Below are 17,401 nucleotides of genomic sequence, written 5' to 3'. Positions count from 1 at the left end.
TTTATAATCTTATATGATTCAAAGCTATAAAGTTAAGAAAATTCAACCTCACAACAAGTTTTAGCTCTATAAAACTGCGGACACCAATATTAGTAAAAACAAAAAAAATGATTTAAAATAATGTGCTTATAGCAAGAACACCTTATTCTACACCTATACGATTAAGTTGACAATAACTTTAAATACAACATATGAACTCTTCTATACTAAATAAATTAAAAAATAATTACCAATAATTGTAACCTTTCATAAGTCTTAATTTTACAAAACATGAGTTATTATAACCGCCTTTTAAGGCAGTTTATTTTTTTAGATAATTTAACAGACGTTGGCTTTAGCTAAACAAAAAAACTCCAAAAAGGAGTTTTTTTGTTTTATATAAATTTCTAATTATTTTTATAAAAGATAATCTGTATTGATAAAATTAGAAGCTTTTTTATTTAATAATTCTTTTAAAATAGCATTATTATAATCTGTGTCTTTAGACGCTACAAATGTTCTAATAGAAAAAGAACGTAAAGCATCATGCACACTTAAAGTTGAGACTGCAGAATCTTTTCTTCCTGTAAAAGGATATACATCTGGACCACGTTGAGCAGCACTATTTAAATTTACTCTACAAACTAAGTTTACTAAACTATCAATTAAAGGTGCTAGAGTCTTTACTTCACTACCAAAAACACTTACTTGTTGTCCGTAATTAGATTCTGCCATATCATCCAAAGGCTCTTGAATATTTTTAAAAGAAACTATTGGAGTTACAGGTCCAAATTGTTCTTCTTGAAAGACTCTCATTTCTTTAGAAACTGGATATAAAACTGCTGGAAAAATATAATTATCAGAAATTTCTCCTCCTTTTTTATTGATCACTTTTGCTCCTTTAGAAGTTGCATCATCTATCAATTCTTGAATATATGCTGGTTTTTCTGGTTCTGGTAAAGGTGTTAATTTTACACCGTTTTCCCAAGGATTTCCAAATTTTAAAGCATCAATTCTTTCTGCAAATCGTTTATTAAACTCATCTACAATTTGTTCATGAACATATAATATTTTTAAAGCTGTACAACGTTGTCCGTTAAAAGAAGTTGTTCCAGAAATACACTCATCAATTGCCAAATCTAAATCTGCTTCTGGCAATACTATTCCAGGATTTTTAGCTTCTAAACCAAGAACTAAACGCAATCTATTTTTAAAAGGATGGTTTCCTTGAATAGCATTTGCAGACTTGCTATTACCTATTAAAGCCAAAACATCCACCTTACCTGTTTTCATAATAGGCGTAGCTAAAACCCTACCTCTACCATAAATAACATTTACAACTCCTTCTGGAAAACTATTTTTAAAAGCTTCCATTAATGGAGATAATAATAAAACTCCATGTTTTGCAGGTTTAAAAACAGCTGTGTTCCCCATAATTAAGGCAGGAATTAACAATGCAAATGTTTCATTTAAAGGATAATTATAGGGACCTAGACATAAAACTACACCCAAAGGTCCACGTCTAACATGCGCATAAACTCCACTATTTTTTTGAAACTTTGCCGAATTTCTATCCATTTGTTTATAATCTTCAATAGTATCGTAAATATATTCTACTGTTCTATCAAATTCTTTTTCAGAATCTGGTAAAGATTTCCCTATTTCCCACATTAACAGCTTTACAACCTCATCACGTTTCGTTTTCATTTGCTCTGCAAATCCCTCCATACATTCAATTCTATCTACAACCTTCATTGTTGGCCATAAACCCTGTCCTTTATCGTAAGCTCTATAAGCGGAATTTAAAGCTTCTAAAGCTTCGTTTTCTGTTAAATTAGGAACTGTTCCTAATAAAGTTGGTTTGTATTTATTAGTTGATGAAATTGTAGAATAGACTTCAGCAACATCACCTTTCCATTCTTTTAATTCACCATTAACTAAATATGTTTTTTGATGTAAAAGTGAAGTAATTTTATATGCTTCTGGAACTTCTGTAAATTTTTTCATCATAAGTTATTTTAAAACCTAAATTCTAAAGTTTTAAGTTTGATTAATTCTATTCTAGTTACTAATCTCAAATTAACGAAAAATAAGAGTATTTTATCGTAAAAATAACCTCTAATCACGAAAAGGATTTCGAAACATCTGTTATGATTATTGAAATAAAAAAGATTACTACATTAAAATTTAAACAGACCTAACTTATTTATATAGATAGCCCTATATCCAAATAATTAAAAAATGAAAACACAATAATATATAACCTTTACCTAGTCTTTTTTGCAGATAATTTGATAATTTTTTCTTTCCTTAAAAAAGAAAAACATGAAAGACTATTCAATTAATTTTATTTTACCATTAGGTGAATTTTCCATGGATAAATTAATGCTTTGTTATAAAACAGTATATTGGATGTTTTAAAAAAATATGGTTTTTGTATCTTTAGCCAGTAACAAAAAAATTAAAAATGAGAAGAAGTGGACTAAACATACGCCTATTAATTGGCGCTGCTATAGCTTTATTTGCTGTAGTAAAATATTGTGCAAGCGCAGAAACAAATCCGTATACTGGGAAAAAACAACATATTTCCATATCACCAAAAGAAGAAATTGCAATTGGCTTAAGCTCTGCTCCTTCAATGGCACAGCAGCATGGTGGATTACACCCAAACGCTCAATACCAACAAATTGTTGATGTTATAGGTAAAAAATTAGTAGATAATTCAATTGCTAAAAAATCTGGCTACCCTTTTGAATTTCATTTATTAAGAGATGATCGAACCATTAATGCTTTTGCGTTACCTGGTGGACAAGTGTTTATCACCTTTGCTTTATTTTCTAAATTAGTAAATCAAGAAGGAAGGTTAAACGAAAATATGTTGGCGGGTGTTTTAGGACATGAAATCGGACATGTAATTGGGCGTCACTCTGCAGCACGTATGGCAAAACAAGATCTAACACAAGGTTTACTATCTGGTGCAGCTGTTGGCTTTGATCCAAGTACTGCACAAGGTGCTGCAGCTATTGCGAATGTAGTTAACATGAAATATGGACGAGAAGACGAGTTGGAAAGTGATGACTTAGGTGTTCGTTTAATGGTAAAAGCAGGGTACGATCCTCGCTACTTAATTAACGTAATGGAAATTTTAAAAGCTGCAGCAGGGCCAAACAGAACTCCAGAGTTTCAAAGCACACACCCAGATCCAGAAAACAGAATCGAAAAAATTAAAGAGGCTATTAAAAAATATGCTAAAAGGTAATTATTTTTACGTCTAGTCTTCATAAATTTCTAATGCTTTCAGATTTCTTCTGAAAGCTTTTTTTACTAATAGTTATTTTTTTACCTGCCTACTCTATCGGTTTCGTAATATTTTAAAAAGCATCAAAAAATCTTTCTTATTTTTACTCTTCAAACTATTCTCAATGAACAAGAAAGTAATCTTAATGATATTGGACGGTTGGGGAATTACCCAAGATCCTAAAGTATCTGCTATTTATAACGCAAAAACACCTTTTATTAATTCGTTATACGAAAAATTTCCTAACGCAGAATTACGTACCGATGGAGAACACGTCGGTTTACCTGAAGGACAAATGGGAAACTCGGAAGTTGGCCACATGAATTTAGGCGCAGGTAGAATTGTATATCAAAATTTAGCAAAAATAAACAATGCAGTAAAAGATGGTTCGCTAGCCAAAGAACCTGAACTACTAAAAGCATTCGAATACGCGAAAGCAAATAACAAAAATGTGCATTTTTTAGGATTAGTTTCCAACGGAGGAATTCATTCGCACCTAGATCATTTAAAAGGATTACTTTCTTCCGCAGATAAATTTGGATTAGAGAACGTGTATTTACATGCGTTTACCGACGGTCGTGATTGCGACCCGAAATCTGGGAAATATTTCATCAACGATATTCAAAAATTCATGAGTGAGACTACTGGTGAATTGGCAACAATTACAGGTAGATATTATGCGATGGATCGTGATAATCGTTGGGAACGCGTACACTTAGCCTATGACGCTTTGATTAATGGAAAAGGTTCTTTTTCTTCGGATGCGGTTTCGAGCATTCAAGAGAGTTATGATGAAAATATAACGGATGAATTCATCAAACCAATCATCATGGTTGATGAAAATAAGCAACCAAAAGCAAATATTAAAGAAGACGATGTCGTTATCTTTTTCAACTTCAGAACCGATAGAGGCCGTCAATTAACCAATGCCTTAAATCAGAAAGACTTCCCAGAATTTAACATGAAAAAGCTACCATTGTATTTTGTTACTCTAACAAATTATGATGCTACTTTTAAAAATATTCATGTTGTTTACGATAATAAAAATATTGAAAATACTTTAGGTGAAGTCCTAGAAACTGCAGGAAAAAAGCAAATTAGAATTGCTGAAACTGAAAAATATCCACATGTAACATTTTTCTTTTCCGGAGGAAGAGAAAAAGAATTCAAAGGAGAAAAACGATTATTATGTCCATCTCCAAAAGTTGCCACATACGACTTAAAACCAGAAATGAGTGCTTATGAAATCCGTGATGCCATTGTACCTGAACTAACAAAAGGCAAAGTAGATTTTGTTTGCTTAAACTTTGCTAACGGAGATATGGTAGGGCATACCGGCGTTTTTGAAGCTGCAGTGAAAGCTTGTGAAGCAGTAGACGCATGTGTAAAAGACGTCGTTACAACAGCTTTAGAAAATGATTATACAACTATTTTAATAGCAGATCATGGTAATTGTGAAACCATGATTAATCCAGACGGAACACCCAATACAGCACATACCACAAACCCGGTTCCTATGATTTTAATTGACAAAGATTTAAAATCAATAAAAAATGGTGTTTTAGGAGATATTGCTCCAACTATTTTAAAATTAATGGGTATAGAACAACCTAAAGAAATGACACAACATTCATTAATCTAATTAAAAAGAATGAAAAAATTAACTTATATATTTATCCTATCTATATTTTTTTCGTGTGGGGTAACACAACAATTTCCTGCAAAAAAAAATAAAGACGGGAATTTAATAGGGATTGCTACTAAAGAAAGTTTTAAACAAGAACCTTATGGCAGTGAATGGTTTAATGACTTTTACGAATACTACGAAACCGACAAAAAAGTAATAACCGCACTTAAATCTAAATTAGATGGAGTTACCATTAAAGGTTTTATGGGAACTTGGTGTGGGGATAGTCAACGTGAAATCCCAAATCTTTACAAAACACTAGATGAAGTAGGTTTTAACTATATTAATTTAGAATTAGTAACCGTAGATCGTAAAAAGAAAGCGAAAGGGTTGGAAAAAGGTTACGATGTCGTTCGTGTTCCTACATTTATTTTTTATAAAGACGGAAAAGAATTAGGTCGATTTGTGGAACATACTGTTAATGGAGCTTCTTTAGAATATGATATACTTCAAATAGTTTCAGAAAAAAATTACAAACACGCATATCAAAAGTAAAAAAAGGCATCCTAGGATGTCTTTTTTTAATGTGTAGCTTCATAATAAGCTTTATCAATCTCTTCTCGATGGTTTGGATGTGCTATTTTTACCAAAGCTTTTACTCGTTGTTTAATACTTTTTCCAAATAAACTAGCCACACCATATTCTGTAACCACATAATTTGCATGCGCTCTGGTAGTTACAACTCCTGCTCCTGTTTTTAAATAAGGTACAATTTTACTTTGTCCATTTTTGGTAGTTGATGGTAACGCTATAATTGCTTTTCCTCCCTCACTTAAAGAAGCTCCTCGCATAAAATCCATTTGCCCACCAACTCCAGAATACATGTTAATTCCAATAGAATCTGCACAAATTTGCCCAGTTAAATCTACCTCAATAGCAGAATTGATAGCAATCATTTTAGGGTTCAATCTTATATTAGAAGTATCATTTACATAATCGCAAGATCGCATTTCTACATACGGATTGTCATCAACATAATCATACAATCGCTTGCTCCCCATTAAAAATGTAGCCAAAGCTCTTCCTGGATTTACTCCTTTAAAATCTCCATTAATTACATTCTTTAAAATTAGATCGATTACTCCGTCAGAAAACATCTCAGTATGTAATCCTAAATTTTTATGATTTCCTAATCTCGATAAAACGGCATTTGGTATTGTACCAATACCCATCTGTAGAGTACTTTCATCTTCAATTAATTCTGCTACATAATCACCAATTTTTTGTTCAATTTCTGTTGGCGCCTTTAAATGATGCTCTGGAATCGGCAAATCAACTTCTATCAAAGTATCAATCTCTGAAATATGAATAATTCCTTCACCATGAACACGCGGCATTTGCGGATTTACTTGTGCTATCACATTTTTAGCATTACTTATTGCAGCAAGCGTAGCTTCCACCGAGACACCCAACGAACAATACCCATGACTATCAGGTGGAGATACATGAATAAGCACTGCATCTAATGGTAAAATATTACGATTAAACAATAAAGGCACCTCGCTTAAAAAAACAGGTGTATAAGATCCATTTCCAGATTTTAAAGTATGTCTAACATTTTTACCAATAAAGAAAGAGTTTACATGAAAACTATCTCTAAACTTCGGATTTGCATACGGTGCATCACCTTCAATATGCAAATGACAAATTTCAACATTTCTCAATTCCTCATGTCTCGCCGACATTGCATTAATTAATACTTGTGGTACAGCCGCCGCTGCTTGAACATAAACTCTACTATTAGAAGAAATAACTTTTACAGCCTCTTCGGCAGATGTGTACTTACTCATATTTTTTTCTTATTGAGTTACAAATTTAAAAATAGCTTTATTATTAAAAGCTATTAAAAATCATATTTTAAGAATTTTATCTTTCTAAGTATTAGAGTATCTTTGCGCTTTATTTTGCAATATGATTATACAAAAAACCAGAGAAGAGATTGAATTAATGCGTGAAAGTGCATTAATAGTTTCCAAAACTTTAGGAATGCTTGCTAAAGAAGTAAAACCAGGAGTTACTACTTTATACCTTGATAAACTTGCCGAAGAATTTATTCGTGAGCAAGGTGCAATACCTGGTTTTTTAGGTTTATATGATTTTCCGAATACATTATGCATGAGTCCGAATTCTCAGGTTGTTCATGGTATCCCAAATAAAACTCCATTACAAGAGGGTGATATTATTTCTATTGATTGCGGAGCTATTAAAAATGATTTTTATGGCGATCATGCATACACTTTTGCTGTCGGAGAAATTGATCCAGAAACTCAAAAATTACTTGATATTACCAAAGAAAGTTTATATGTAGGTATTCGTGAATTGAAAGTTGGTAATAGAGTTGGAGATGTTGGTTTTGCTATTCAAAATTTTACTGAAAAACACGGTTACGGTGTAGTTCGTGAATTAGTAGGTCATGGTTTAGGAAAAAAGATGCATGAAGATCCTGAAATGCCAAACTACGGGCGAAGAGGTCGTGGTAAAAAATTTATTGAAGGGATGGTTGTTGCCATAGAGCCAATGACAAACATGGGAACACAAAAAATAAAACAACATAAAGACGGTTGGACGATTACCACCTTAGATGGAAAACCGAGCGCACATTTTGAACACGATGTTGCTATTATTGATGGTAAACCAGAATTATTATCGACTTTCCAATACATTTATGATGCATTAGGTATCGTAAGTGATGAAGAAAATGAATTCAGACAGCAACCTTTAGTTTTATAAAACGTGTCGATTTTTAAAGCTATTTTAAACACCATCCCTCGCCCTTTTCTAATTAAAGCGAGTTATGCTGTGCGTCCTGTAGTAGCTTGGTGGTTAAAAGGTGATAATTTTACCGACCCTATCGACGGAAGATCTTTTCGTAAATTTTTACCCTACGGATATGGTGTTCAACGAAAAAACGCACTTTCCCCTTCTACGCTATCCTTAGAAAGACATCGTTTAATGTGGTTATTTTTAAAGGATGAAACTGATTTTTTTACTTCGGAAGAAAAGCTGAAAGTATTGCATATTGCTCCTGAACAATGTTTTTTAGACATTTTTAGAAATCAAAAAAACCTTGATTATATAACTTCAGATTTAGAATCACCAATTGCAGATGTGAAAGCAGATATTTGTGATTTACCTTTTGATGACAATTCTTTTGATGTTGTTTTTTGCAACCATGTTTTGGAACACATTCCTGATGACACGAAAGCAATGCAAGAATTGTATCGGGTTTTAAAACAAAAAGGAATGGGTATTTTTCAAATTCCGCAAGATATCAGCAGAGAAGTCACTTTTGAAGACGACTCAATTAACGACCCTAAGGAACGTGCAAAAATATTCGGTCAGTACGATCATGTTCGAGTGTATGGTCGCGATTATTTTGACAAACTTCGTTCTATTGGTTTTAAAGTAGACGAAATAGACTACACAAAAAAAATCGCCCCAGAATTACTAGAACGATATGCTTTAATGAAAGGTGAAATTTTACCTGTTTGTTATAAAAGTTAGTTTGTAAACTCAACTATTTTACCTTCTTCATTTGCGTACAATAAAATCACTTTAATTTCATTATACTCTTCTAAAAACTCTTTTGTTTTCTCTAAACCCATTGCCATAAAAGCGGTAGCGTAAGCATCTACATCTGCACAATCTTTTTCGGCAATTACCGATGCACTTAACAAATTACTTTCTTGAGCTAATCCTGTTAAAGGATTTAAAATATGCACATATTTTTTCCCATCTTCTCCGACTCTATATTTTCTATAATTACCAGAAGTTGCCATCGATTTATTAGTCAATTCAATCGTCTTCTGAATAGATTGCGTTCCGTCAATGTTTGGTTTTTCAATAGCGACACGCCAAGGTTTTCCTTCTTTTAACCCTTTACATCTAATCTCTCCTCCTATTTCTACCAAATAATTCTGGATGTTTTTTTGTTCTAAAAAACGAGCTATCACATCAATTCCGAAACCTTTTGCAATTGAATTTACATCAAATTCAATACCTGAATCTTGTTTAATTATTTTTCGATCTTTTAATTCAACCTTATCAAACCCAACAAGCTTCATCATATCAGCAATTTCAGCAAAAGACAAATCGTGTTTTCCCTTTTTAGAACCAAATCCGTAGGCATTCACCAAATTACCCACTGTCACATCAAAATAACCATCTGTTTCTTTATATATTTTCTTCGATTTATTAAAAACTTCAATAAATAAATCATCCACTACCACAGTTGTATCGTTTTTATTAATACGAGAAATATCTGAAGTTGGCATATAGGTAGAAAGCGATTTATTCACTAAATAAAATAAACTATCTATAGATTGTTGATAATCTAGCGGATCCTCGTAAGTAATATGATAAGTAGTTCCAAAAACAGGTCCTTGTAATTGAGTTATTAATTTATTTTTTTCTTGTTTACAACTGGTTAAGAAAACAGAAAGGAAAATTAGGTAATAAAACGTGCTATTTTTCATTTTAAAAAATTATATCACAAAAATAATTTATTTTTTCTTCATAAAAATTCGTTAAATATGATTTTTGTATCATCATTTTTATAACTTTGTTAGACATTCTAACACGAAAAACAAGATGAAAAAAATAGTTGTACTCCTTACCTTAGCTATTATTGCTGCCTCATGTGCCTCTAGTAAGGAACTAGATGCTTTAAAAGCAAAACATGAGCAAACCAAAGACGAATTATTAGCCGTTAAAACCAATTTAACCAAATGTTTGGTTGAAAAAGAACGCTTTGAAGAAAAATCTAGTTTTCTACAAGGTACTGTAGATGATCTTAGAAAAGACAAAGAAAACACATTACAGCAAGTTGGTGATTTAACTGTACTAACAAAAGGTGCTAATGACAATATCAAAGAAACTTTAGCTCAATTAAGTAAAAAAGACAAATACATAAATAGAATTAGAGCTGCTGCTAGTAAAAAAGATTCATTAAATTTAGTTGTTGCCTTTCATTTAAAGAAAGAATTACAGCAAGGAATTGATGATGAAGACATTGAAGTAAATGTTGAAAAAACTGTTGTATTTATTTCGATTTCTGATAAATTATTATTTAAAAGCGGAAGCTACACAATTACAGATAAAGCCTCTAAAGTTTTAGAAAAAGTGGCAACTGTTGTAAATGGGCAACCTGAAATGGATGTAATGATTGAAGGTCATACAGATGACACCCCTATTTCAAGTAATTCTTCATTGAAAGATAACTGGGATTTAAGTGTAAAACGTTCAACAGCTATCGTACGTGAGTTACAAAATAATTACGGAGTTGCTCCTCAAAGATTAATTGCAGCTGGTAGAAGTAGTTATATACCTTTAGTTGCTAATGATTCTCCTGAAAACAAATCTAAAAATAGAAGAACAAAAATTATTGTTATGCCAAGATTAAATCAGTTCTTCAATTTATTAGACCAAAAAGTAGAATAATTTATTTAAAATAATGTATTATCAAAAACCACACTAAAATTAGTGTGGTTTTTTTATTTAAAAAATAAACTAACACACTATTTGTCAAACAAATAAATAGTTGTACTTTTGCAGTCCTTTTTTAAGGGAAATTATAAAATTATTAATCATAGACAAAAACTAATCGTGTAATTATGAACACATTAAGTTACAAAACAGTATCTGCTAATAGCACTACAGTAAACAAGGAGTGGGTTTTAGTTGATGCGGACGGACAGACATTGGGTCGTTTGGCTTCTAAAGTAGCAATGCTAATTAGAGGTAAGTACAAACCAAACTACACTCCTCACGTGGATTGTGGTGACAACGTTGTAATCATCAACGCTGAAAAAATTATTTTAACTGGAAACAAATGGGCTGATAAATCTTATATCCGTCACACAGGTTATCCAGGAGGACAAAGATCATTAACTGCAACAGAAATGTTTCAAAAAGATCCTACGAGATTAATTGAAAAAGCAGTAAAAGGTATGTTACCTAAAAACAAATTAGGTAGTGCGTTATTCAAGAATTTATATGTTAACGCAGGTACTGAGCACCAACAAGAAGCTCAAAAACCAAAAGCTATTAACCTTAACGATCTTAAATAATGGAAACAGTTCACAAAATAGGTAGAAGAAAAACAGCTGTTGCTCGTATTTATCTTTCTGAAGGTAAAGGGAACATTACTGTTAATAAAAAAGACTATAAAAATTACTTTACAACGCCAACGTTACAATATAAGGTACAACAACCTTTAATGTTAACAGAAAACTTAGAGGCTTACGACATTAAAGTAAACGTTTTTGGTGGTGGTGTAACAGGACAAGCAGAAGCTATCCGTTTAGCAATTACTAGAGCATTGGTAGCTATTAACGAAGAGCACAAAGCTGTATTAAAGCCAGAAGGATTATTAACACGTGACCCAAGAATGGTTGAGCGTAAGAAATTTGGTCAAAAGAAAGCACGTAAGAAATTCCAGTTCTCTAAACGTTAATCGTTTATTAGAGCTGTTATTTATAAATCAATTTTTAACAGTTTAGTATCTAAATATTTCAGACTTGAAAAACTACTGAAGTATTGTGAAAACAGAACGTAAACACATTTATTAAAATGGCAAATATTCAAGAATTACTAGAAAGTGGCGTACACTTTGGTCACTTAACTAGAAAATGGAACCCAAATATGGCTCCATACATTTATACAGAGCGTAATGGTGTTCACATCATCGATTTGTATAAAACATCAGCTAAAATTGATGAAGCATCAGCTGCATTAAATAAAATTGCTGCTTCAGGACGTAAAATCTTATTCGTTGCAACTAAAAAGCAAGCTAAAGATATCGTTTCAGAAAAAGCAAAAGCTGTAAACATGCCTTATATTACCGAGCGTTGGCCAGGAGGTATGTTAACAAATTTCGTTACTATTAGAAAGGCAGTTAAAAAAATGGCTACTATTGATAGAATGAAGCAAGATGGTTCTTTTGATGCATTATCAAAAAGAGAAAAATTACAAATTAACCGTCAACGTGAAAAATTAGAAAAAAACTTAGGTTCTATTTCTGATATGACGCGTTTACCTGGAGCTATTTTTGTAATTGATGTTAAAAAAGAGCACATTGCTGTTGCAGAAGCATTAAACTTAAACATTCCAATCTTTGCAATGGTTGATACAAACTCTGATCCAAGACCGATTGATTTTGTAATTCCTGCAAACGATGACGCATCTAAATCTATTGATAAAGTATTATCATATGTAACTGATGCTATCGCTGAAGGTTTATCTGAAAGAAAAGCAGATAAAGAAAAAGCTAAACCTGCTGATAAAGTAGGAGCTAAAACTGAAGCAAAAGAAGAAGCAAAAGAAGAAGCAAAATAATAATTAGATAAAGGCTTCATAATATTGGAGCCTTTATTTTTTTATACCTTTCAAAAATTATCACAACTTTAAAAAATAAAGAAAATGTCTAAAATTAGTGCTGCTGACGTAAAAAAATTAAGAGAAACTACAGGTGCAGGAATGATGGATTGTAAAAATGCATTAGTAGAAGCTGAAGGAAACTTTGACAAAGCTATTGAGATTTTACGTAAAAAAGGTCAGAAAATTGCTGCAAAAAGAGCAGATCGTGAATCTACTGAAGGTGTTGCTATCACAAAAATAAGTGACGATAATACTTACGGTGTTGCTATCGTATTAGCTTGTGAAACTGACTTTGTTTCTAAAAATGATTCATTTAAAGATTTAGCAAAACAATTTGTTGATATTGCTTTTAATCATAAAACTAAAGAAGAATTTTTAGCGGCAGATTTCGGAGGAATGACAGTTGCTGAAAAGTTAATCGAACAAACTGGTGTTATTGGTGAAAAAATCGATATTACTTCTTTCGAAACTATTGAAGCTCCATACGTAGGTTCTTATACTCACGTTGGTAAAATTGCTGCTATGGTCGGTTTAACTAAAGCTATTGATAAAGCAGCAGAATTAACTAAAGATTTAGCTATGCAAGCTGCTTCTATGGGAGCAACTTCATTAACTTACAAAGATTTTGATCCTGCATATGTAGCGTCAGAAACTGAAGCAAGAATAGCTGCTATTATAAAAGACAATGAAGAATTAGTACGTTTAGGAAAAACTCTTAAAAACGTACCTCAATTCGTTTCTAGATTACAACTTACTGATGATGCTATGGCTAAAGCTGAAGAAGCTGCTAAAGCAGAATTAAAAGCTGAAGGTAAACCAGAACAAATTTGGGATAGAATTTTACCTGGTAAGATGGAAAGATTCGTTTCTGATAATACTACTTTAGATCAAGAACAATGTTTATTAGATCAAAAATTTATTAAAGACGATAAGAAAACTGTTGAAGAATATGTAAAATCATTCGGAGACGTTGAAGTTAAAAACTTCGTAAGAGTTACTTTAGGATAATTCTTTTTCGAAATAAATAATAAAAACCTCGCAAATTTGCGAGGTTTTTTATTTTCATTAAAATCAGATAAATCTAATTACTATATTTGCAAAACTTTCGACAAAACTATGCAGTACAAAAGAATACTTTTAAAATTAAGTGGCGAAGCTTTAATGGGTGACCGTCAATATGGAATTGATCCAAAAAGATTAAAAGAATACGCACAAGAAATAAAAGAAGTTGTAGATAGAGGTATTGAAGTAGCCATTGTTATTGGTGGTGGAAATATTTTTAGAGGAGTTGCAGGTGCTAGCCAAGGTATGGATCGTGTTCAAGGTGATCATATGGGAATGTTGGCAACTTGTATTAATGGTTTAGCCTTACAAAGTGCCTTAGAAGATACTGGTGTGTATACACGTTTACAAACTGCTATTGAAATTAAAGAAATTGCAGAGCCATACATTAAAAGGCGTGCTATTCGTCATTTAGAAAAAGGACGAGTAGTTATTTTTGGTGCAGGAACAGGAAATCCTTATTTCACTACAGATACTGCAGCAGTTTTAAGAGCTATAGAAATTAATGCAGACGCCATTTTAAAAGGAACTCGAGTAGATGGAATTTACGATGTAGATCCAGAAAAAAATAAAAACGCAGTTAAGTTTGAAACCATTACATTTAAAGACGTTATTGAAAAAGGGCTAAAAGTGATGGATATGACTGCTTTTACTTTAAGTGAAGAAAATAATTTACCAATTATTGTCTTCGATATGAACACTAAAGGAAACTTACTGAAGTTAGTTTCTGGAGAACAGATTGGAACAATAGTTGATAACGAGTAAACGATATCTTTAAATTTTTTAAAAAGATGAATGAAGAAATAGACTTTATTATAGACACAGCCAAAGAAGCTATGAATAGCGCAATTGCGCATTTAGAAAAAGAATTACGTAGCATTAGAGCAGGTAAAGCCACTCCAGCTATGTTGCAAAACGTACAAGTTGATTATTATGGATCTCAAACTCCATTAAGTCAAATTGCAAACGTAAGCACACCTGATGCGCGTACCATAACGATTCAACCTTGGGAAAAAAATATGTTACAAGAAATCGAAAAAGCAATCATGCTTGCAAATCTTGGTTTTAATCCTATGAATAATGGTGATCTTATTATAATTAGCGTACCTGCTTTAACAGAAGAACGTAGACGAGATTTAGCAAAACAAGCTAAAGCTGAAGCTGAGCACGCTAAAGTTGGTGTTAGAAATGCTCGTAAAGAAGCTAATAATGAAATTAAAAAAACAGAGGTCTCTGATGATATGAAAAAGATAGCTGAGGCTGATGTACAAACTTTAACCGATAAATTTGTAAAAGGAATAGACGATAAATTTTCTGTAAAAGAAAAAGAAATAATGACCGTTTAATTTTCTTTTAAAACAAGACAAAGAGTGTTCTTAGACACTCTTTTTTTTCTTAAAAACTATTTTTTTAAAATTACCTTCGCATAAATTTTTTTGAATGACATTTTGGACTAGAATTGCTGGATTTATATTAAGAAACCGATACTTGGTTTTATTTGTAATTGCTTTGATAACCACTTTTTTAGTAACCCAAACAAAATATATCCGGTTTTCTTATACTGAAGCGAATCTTCTTCCTCAAGACCATGAAGCTAATATAGAATATGATAAATTCTTAGACATTTTTGGTGAAGAAGGTAATTTAGTCATTTTAGGTGTAAAAGACAGTACTATATTTAGTCCTGAAAAATTTAATGCTTGGAATGAATTAGTAAAATCTTTCGACAGTGTAGCGCAAGTAGATTTCACAGTTTCTATATCAGATGTTAAACAATTAAAAGCTGACCGAAAACAACGAAAATTTATTGTAGAAGACTTATTTAGTGAAACTCCGAAAACAAAGGAGGAAGTAGATAAAATAAAAACACAACTTTTCGAAAAACTTCCATTTTACGAAAACCTACTTTACAATGAAGATGGCACAATTCAAACTGCTATTTACATAAAAAAAGATTTAGTAAATACTCCTGCTCGTAGAGACTTTATAGCAGAAATATTAATTCCTAAAATTAATGATTTTGAAAAAAAGTATAATATAGATGTTCGTATTTCTGGTATGCCATACATTCGTACAGTAAATTCTCAAAATATTATTGATGAAATGGGAATTTTTGTTTTAGGCGCACTATTAATAACAGCAGTAATTTTCTTTTTCTTTTTTCGCTCGTTTAGAGCAACCTTTATCACTTTATTAGTCGTAGGTGTTGGAGTTATTTGGGCATTTGGTTTTATCGGATTATTTCAATATGAAATAACTGTTTTATCTGCACTTATTCCTCCATTAATCATTGTTATTGGTGTTCCTAATGCTGTTTTCTTAATCAATAAATATCAGCAAGAAGTAAAAAAACACGGTAATCAAGCAAAATCTTTACAGCGAGTTATTTCTAAAATTGGAAACGCTACATTGATGACGAACATCACTACAGCATCTGGTTTTGCAACTTTTGTGTTTGTGAAAAGTCAATTGTTGCGTGAATTTGGAATTTTAGCGTCTATAAATATTGTTAGTATATTCATTTTAGCACTATTAATTATTCCGATTTTATATAGTTTTATGCCTCTTCCAGAGAAAAAACACCTTAATCATCTTGAAAAAAAATGGATGAGTAATGTGGTTGCTTGGATGGAAAGAATGGTTAAACAGCAACGAATTACGATATACATAACAACCGTTGTTATAATAATGTTAAGTATGGTTGGTCTTTTTCAAATCCGTGTTTCAGGGAGTTTGATAGAAGATATGCCTAAAGGAATGCAATTTTACAAAGACATAAAGTTCTTTGAAAAAGAGTTCGGAGGTATTATGCCTTTGGAAATTTTAATTGACACCAAGAAAGAAAAAGGTGTTATGAAGCTTTCTACTTTAAAAAAGATGGAAAAATTAAATGAAACCATCGAAACTTTTCCTGAATTATCAAAACCGATTTCTGTTACCAACCTAGTAAAATACTCCAAACAGGCTTACTATAACGGAAATCCAAAATATTATCAATTACCAACTTCACAAGAGCAAAGCTATATTTTCGCTTACACAAAAAATTCTAATAGCAATGCTGGAATGTTAAAAAACTTTGTTGATTCTACGGGAAGATATGCTAGAATAACTACATTTATGAAAGACATTGGTACTGATAAAATGGATATTATTCAAGACCGATTAAATGCTGTTATTAAAAAGCAATTTCCTGATGATAAGTTTAATGTTTCTATGACAGGAAAGGCTTTAGTTTTCTTAAAAGGAACTAATTATTTAATTAAGAATTTAGTAATTTCTTTAACCTTAGCCATCATTTTAATTTCAATTTTTATGGCTTGGATGTTTAGATCTGCACAAATGATCTTAATCTCTTTAATCCCAAATATGCTTCCTTTGTTAATTACAGCAGGGCTAATGGGCTTCTTTGGCATTCCAATAAAGCCTTCAACTATCTTAGTATTTAGTATAGCTTTTGGTATTTCTGTTGATGATACTATTCACTTTTTAGCAAAATACAGACAAGAATTGTTAGCCAATAATTGGAAAATAAAACCTGCTGTTTATTCAGCTTTAAGAGAAACAGGTGTAAGTATGTTCTATACATCTATTGTTCTATTCTTTGGTTTTTTAGTATTTACAATTTCTAGTTTTGGAGGAACTATCGCTCTAGGTGGTTTGGTTTCAGTCACTCTTTTATTAGCAATGATTTCAAACTTACTGCTACTTCCTTCTTTACTTTTGTCTTTTGAGAAAAAGATTGCTAATAAAAAAGTACTAAAAGAAACCAACTTTAAAATATTACCTCCAAAAGAAGATAAATAAAAAACCAGTTGCGATCCCCATAACACAACTGGTTTTGTAATTGAACAATTTTTGTAGATATTGTTCTTAATAACTTTTTCTTTCTCAAAATATGGTTAGGAGACTTAAGTTTTGCTACATATTTCTTATTTTCGAAGCAAATTTATGTACTAATTTAAGTTTACACAACTGTGTCTTTACGCAGGTTTATTATT

At 31.6% G+C, this 17,401-nt stretch carries 16 protein-coding genes; 13 read left to right on the top strand and 3 right to left on the bottom strand.

What is annotated here, in order from left to right; all coding sequences use genetic code 11:
* Nucleotides 1-396: 396 nt before the first annotated feature.
* Nucleotides 397-1,986 (bottom strand): NADP-dependent glyceraldehyde-3-phosphate dehydrogenase, encoded by a 1,590-nt coding sequence (locus C7447_RS03645; protein WP_394343750.1) that lies wholly within the window; start codon nt 1,984-1,986, stop codon nt 397-399.
* Between the two features lie 460 nt (nt 1,987-2,446).
* On the opposite strand from C7447_RS03645, the gene C7447_RS03640 reads away from it, so the two are divergent.
* The 3 genes from C7447_RS03640 (at nt 2,447) to C7447_RS03630 (ending at nt 5,459) form a co-directional block, all read left to right on the top strand.
* Nucleotides 2,447-3,238 carry a M48 family metallopeptidase gene (locus tag C7447_RS03640; protein ID WP_148868853.1) on the top strand — a complete coding sequence of 264 codons (792 nt, stop codon included), beginning with the start codon at nt 2,447-2,449 and terminating at the stop codon, nt 3,236-3,238.
* 163 nt (nt 3,239-3,401) lie between these two features.
* Nucleotides 3,402-4,919: a 2,3-bisphosphoglycerate-independent phosphoglycerate mutase gene (gene gpmI / locus C7447_RS03635; protein ID WP_148868852.1), complete on the top strand. Its 1,518-nt coding sequence runs from the start codon at nt 3,402-3,404 to the stop codon at nt 4,917-4,919.
* Between the two features lie 9 nt (nt 4,920-4,928).
* Nucleotides 4,929-5,459: a thioredoxin family protein gene (locus C7447_RS03630; protein ID WP_148868849.1), complete on the top strand. Its 531-nt coding sequence runs from the start codon at nt 4,929-4,931 to the stop codon at nt 5,457-5,459.
* Nucleotides 5,460-5,485: 26 nt separating this feature from the next.
* On the opposite strand, the gene C7447_RS03625 is transcribed toward C7447_RS03630, so the two are convergent.
* Nucleotides 5,486-6,754, bottom strand: a complete 1,269-nt coding sequence (locus C7447_RS03625; RefSeq protein ID WP_148868847.1) for an acetyl-CoA hydrolase/transferase family protein — start codon at nt 6,752-6,754, stop codon at nt 5,486-5,488.
* Between the two features lie 121 nt (nt 6,755-6,875).
* On the opposite strand from C7447_RS03625, the gene map reads away from it, so the two are divergent.
* A complete protein-coding gene (gene map / locus C7447_RS03620) occupies nt 6,876-7,694 on the top strand; it encodes a type I methionyl aminopeptidase (RefSeq protein ID WP_148868845.1) in 819 nt (272 codons plus the stop codon).
* Between the two features lie 3 nt (nt 7,695-7,697).
* Nucleotides 7,698-8,468, top strand: coding sequence for a class I SAM-dependent methyltransferase (locus C7447_RS03615; RefSeq protein WP_148868843.1), 771 nt, complete (start codon nt 7,698-7,700; stop codon nt 8,466-8,468).
* On the opposite strand, the gene C7447_RS03610 is transcribed toward C7447_RS03615, so the two are convergent.
* The gene (locus tag C7447_RS03610) at nt 8,465-9,439 is read right to left on the bottom strand and encodes an FAD:protein FMN transferase (RefSeq protein WP_148868841.1); all 975 of its coding nucleotides are present in this window, start codon (nt 9,437-9,439) and stop codon (nt 8,465-8,467) included. The genes C7447_RS03615 and C7447_RS03610 overlap by 4 nt on opposite strands.
* A 115-nt stretch (nt 9,440-9,554) precedes the next feature.
* On the opposite strand from C7447_RS03610, the gene C7447_RS03605 reads away from it, so the two are divergent.
* The 8 genes from C7447_RS03605 (at nt 9,555) to C7447_RS03570 (ending at nt 17,207) form a co-directional block, all read left to right on the top strand.
* A complete protein-coding gene (locus C7447_RS03605; protein ID WP_148868840.1) occupies nt 9,555-10,403 on the top strand; it encodes an OmpA/MotB family protein in 849 nt (282 codons plus the stop codon).
* Between the two features lie 173 nt (nt 10,404-10,576).
* A complete protein-coding gene (rplM, locus tag C7447_RS03600; protein ID WP_148868838.1) occupies nt 10,577-11,032 on the top strand; it encodes a 50S ribosomal protein L13 in 456 nt (151 codons plus the stop codon).
* On the top strand, nt 11,032-11,418 hold the full coding sequence (gene rpsI / locus C7447_RS03595) for a 30S ribosomal protein S9 (protein WP_148868836.1): 387 nt from the start codon (nt 11,032-11,034) through the stop codon (nt 11,416-11,418). Before rplM ends, rpsI begins: the two co-directional genes overlap by 1 nt.
* 116 nt (nt 11,419-11,534) lie before the next feature.
* Complete coding sequence (gene rpsB, locus C7447_RS03590) at nt 11,535-12,299, top strand: 30S ribosomal protein S2 (RefSeq protein WP_148868835.1); 765 nt, start codon at nt 11,535-11,537, stop codon at nt 12,297-12,299.
* Nucleotides 12,300-12,383: 84 nt separating this feature from the next.
* Nucleotides 12,384-13,349: a translation elongation factor Ts gene (gene tsf / locus C7447_RS03585; RefSeq protein WP_148868833.1), complete on the top strand. Its 966-nt coding sequence runs from the start codon at nt 12,384-12,386 to the stop codon at nt 13,347-13,349.
* Nucleotides 13,350-13,457: 108 nt separating this feature from the next.
* Nucleotides 13,458-14,168 carry a UMP kinase gene (gene pyrH, locus C7447_RS03580; protein WP_148868831.1) on the top strand — a complete coding sequence of 237 codons (711 nt, stop codon included), beginning with the start codon at nt 13,458-13,460 and terminating at the stop codon, nt 14,166-14,168.
* Nucleotides 14,169-14,194: 26 nt separating this feature from the next.
* On the top strand, nt 14,195-14,749 hold the full coding sequence (gene frr, locus C7447_RS03575; protein WP_148868830.1) for a ribosome recycling factor: 555 nt from the start codon (nt 14,195-14,197) through the stop codon (nt 14,747-14,749).
* Nucleotides 14,750-14,843: 94 nt separating this feature from the next.
* Nucleotides 14,844-17,207 carry an efflux RND transporter permease subunit gene (locus C7447_RS03570; protein ID WP_148868828.1) on the top strand — a complete coding sequence of 788 codons (2,364 nt, stop codon included), beginning with the start codon at nt 14,844-14,846 and terminating at the stop codon, nt 17,205-17,207.
* Nucleotides 17,208-17,401: the final 194 nt, after the last annotated feature.

This window comes from Tenacibaculum adriaticum, assembly GCF_008124875.1.
In the GTDB taxonomy this organism is placed as follows: Bacteria; Bacteroidota; Bacteroidia; order Flavobacteriales; family Flavobacteriaceae; genus Polaribacter; species Polaribacter adriaticus.
The sequence above is the reverse complement of the archived record's forward strand: the minus strand, read 5'-3'. Positions and strand labels throughout refer to the sequence as shown.

Coding starts and splice junctions, on each gene's coding strand:
- C7447_RS03645 (WP_394343750.1), bottom strand. CDS start 1,986: ATGAAAAAATTTACAGAAGTTCCAGAAGCATATAAAATTACTTCACTT.
- C7447_RS03640 (WP_148868853.1), top strand. CDS start 2,447: ATGAGAAGAAGTGGACTAAACATACGCCTATTAATTGGCGCTGCTATA.
- gpmI (WP_148868852.1), top strand. CDS start 3,402: ATGAACAAGAAAGTAATCTTAATGATATTGGACGGTTGGGGAATTACC.
- C7447_RS03630 (WP_148868849.1), top strand. CDS start 4,929: ATGAAAAAATTAACTTATATATTTATCCTATCTATATTTTTTTCGTGT.
- C7447_RS03625 (WP_148868847.1), bottom strand. CDS start 6,754: ATGAGTAAGTACACATCTGCCGAAGAGGCTGTAAAAGTTATTTCTTCT.
- map (WP_148868845.1), top strand. CDS start 6,876: ATGATTATACAAAAAACCAGAGAAGAGATTGAATTAATGCGTGAAAGT.
- C7447_RS03610 (WP_148868841.1), bottom strand. CDS start 9,439: ATGAAAAATAGCACGTTTTATTACCTAATTTTCCTTTCTGTTTTCTTA.
- C7447_RS03605 (WP_148868840.1), top strand. CDS start 9,555: ATGAAAAAAATAGTTGTACTCCTTACCTTAGCTATTATTGCTGCCTCA.
- rplM (WP_148868838.1), top strand. CDS start 10,577: ATGAACACATTAAGTTACAAAACAGTATCTGCTAATAGCACTACAGTA.
- rpsI (WP_148868836.1), top strand. CDS start 11,032: ATGGAAACAGTTCACAAAATAGGTAGAAGAAAAACAGCTGTTGCTCGT.
- rpsB (WP_148868835.1), top strand. CDS start 11,535: ATGGCAAATATTCAAGAATTACTAGAAAGTGGCGTACACTTTGGTCAC.
- tsf (WP_148868833.1), top strand. CDS start 12,384: ATGTCTAAAATTAGTGCTGCTGACGTAAAAAAATTAAGAGAAACTACA.
- pyrH (WP_148868831.1), top strand. CDS start 13,458: ATGCAGTACAAAAGAATACTTTTAAAATTAAGTGGCGAAGCTTTAATG.
- frr (WP_148868830.1), top strand. CDS start 14,195: ATGAATGAAGAAATAGACTTTATTATAGACACAGCCAAAGAAGCTATG.
- C7447_RS03570 (WP_148868828.1), top strand. CDS start 14,844: ATGACATTTTGGACTAGAATTGCTGGATTTATATTAAGAAACCGATAC.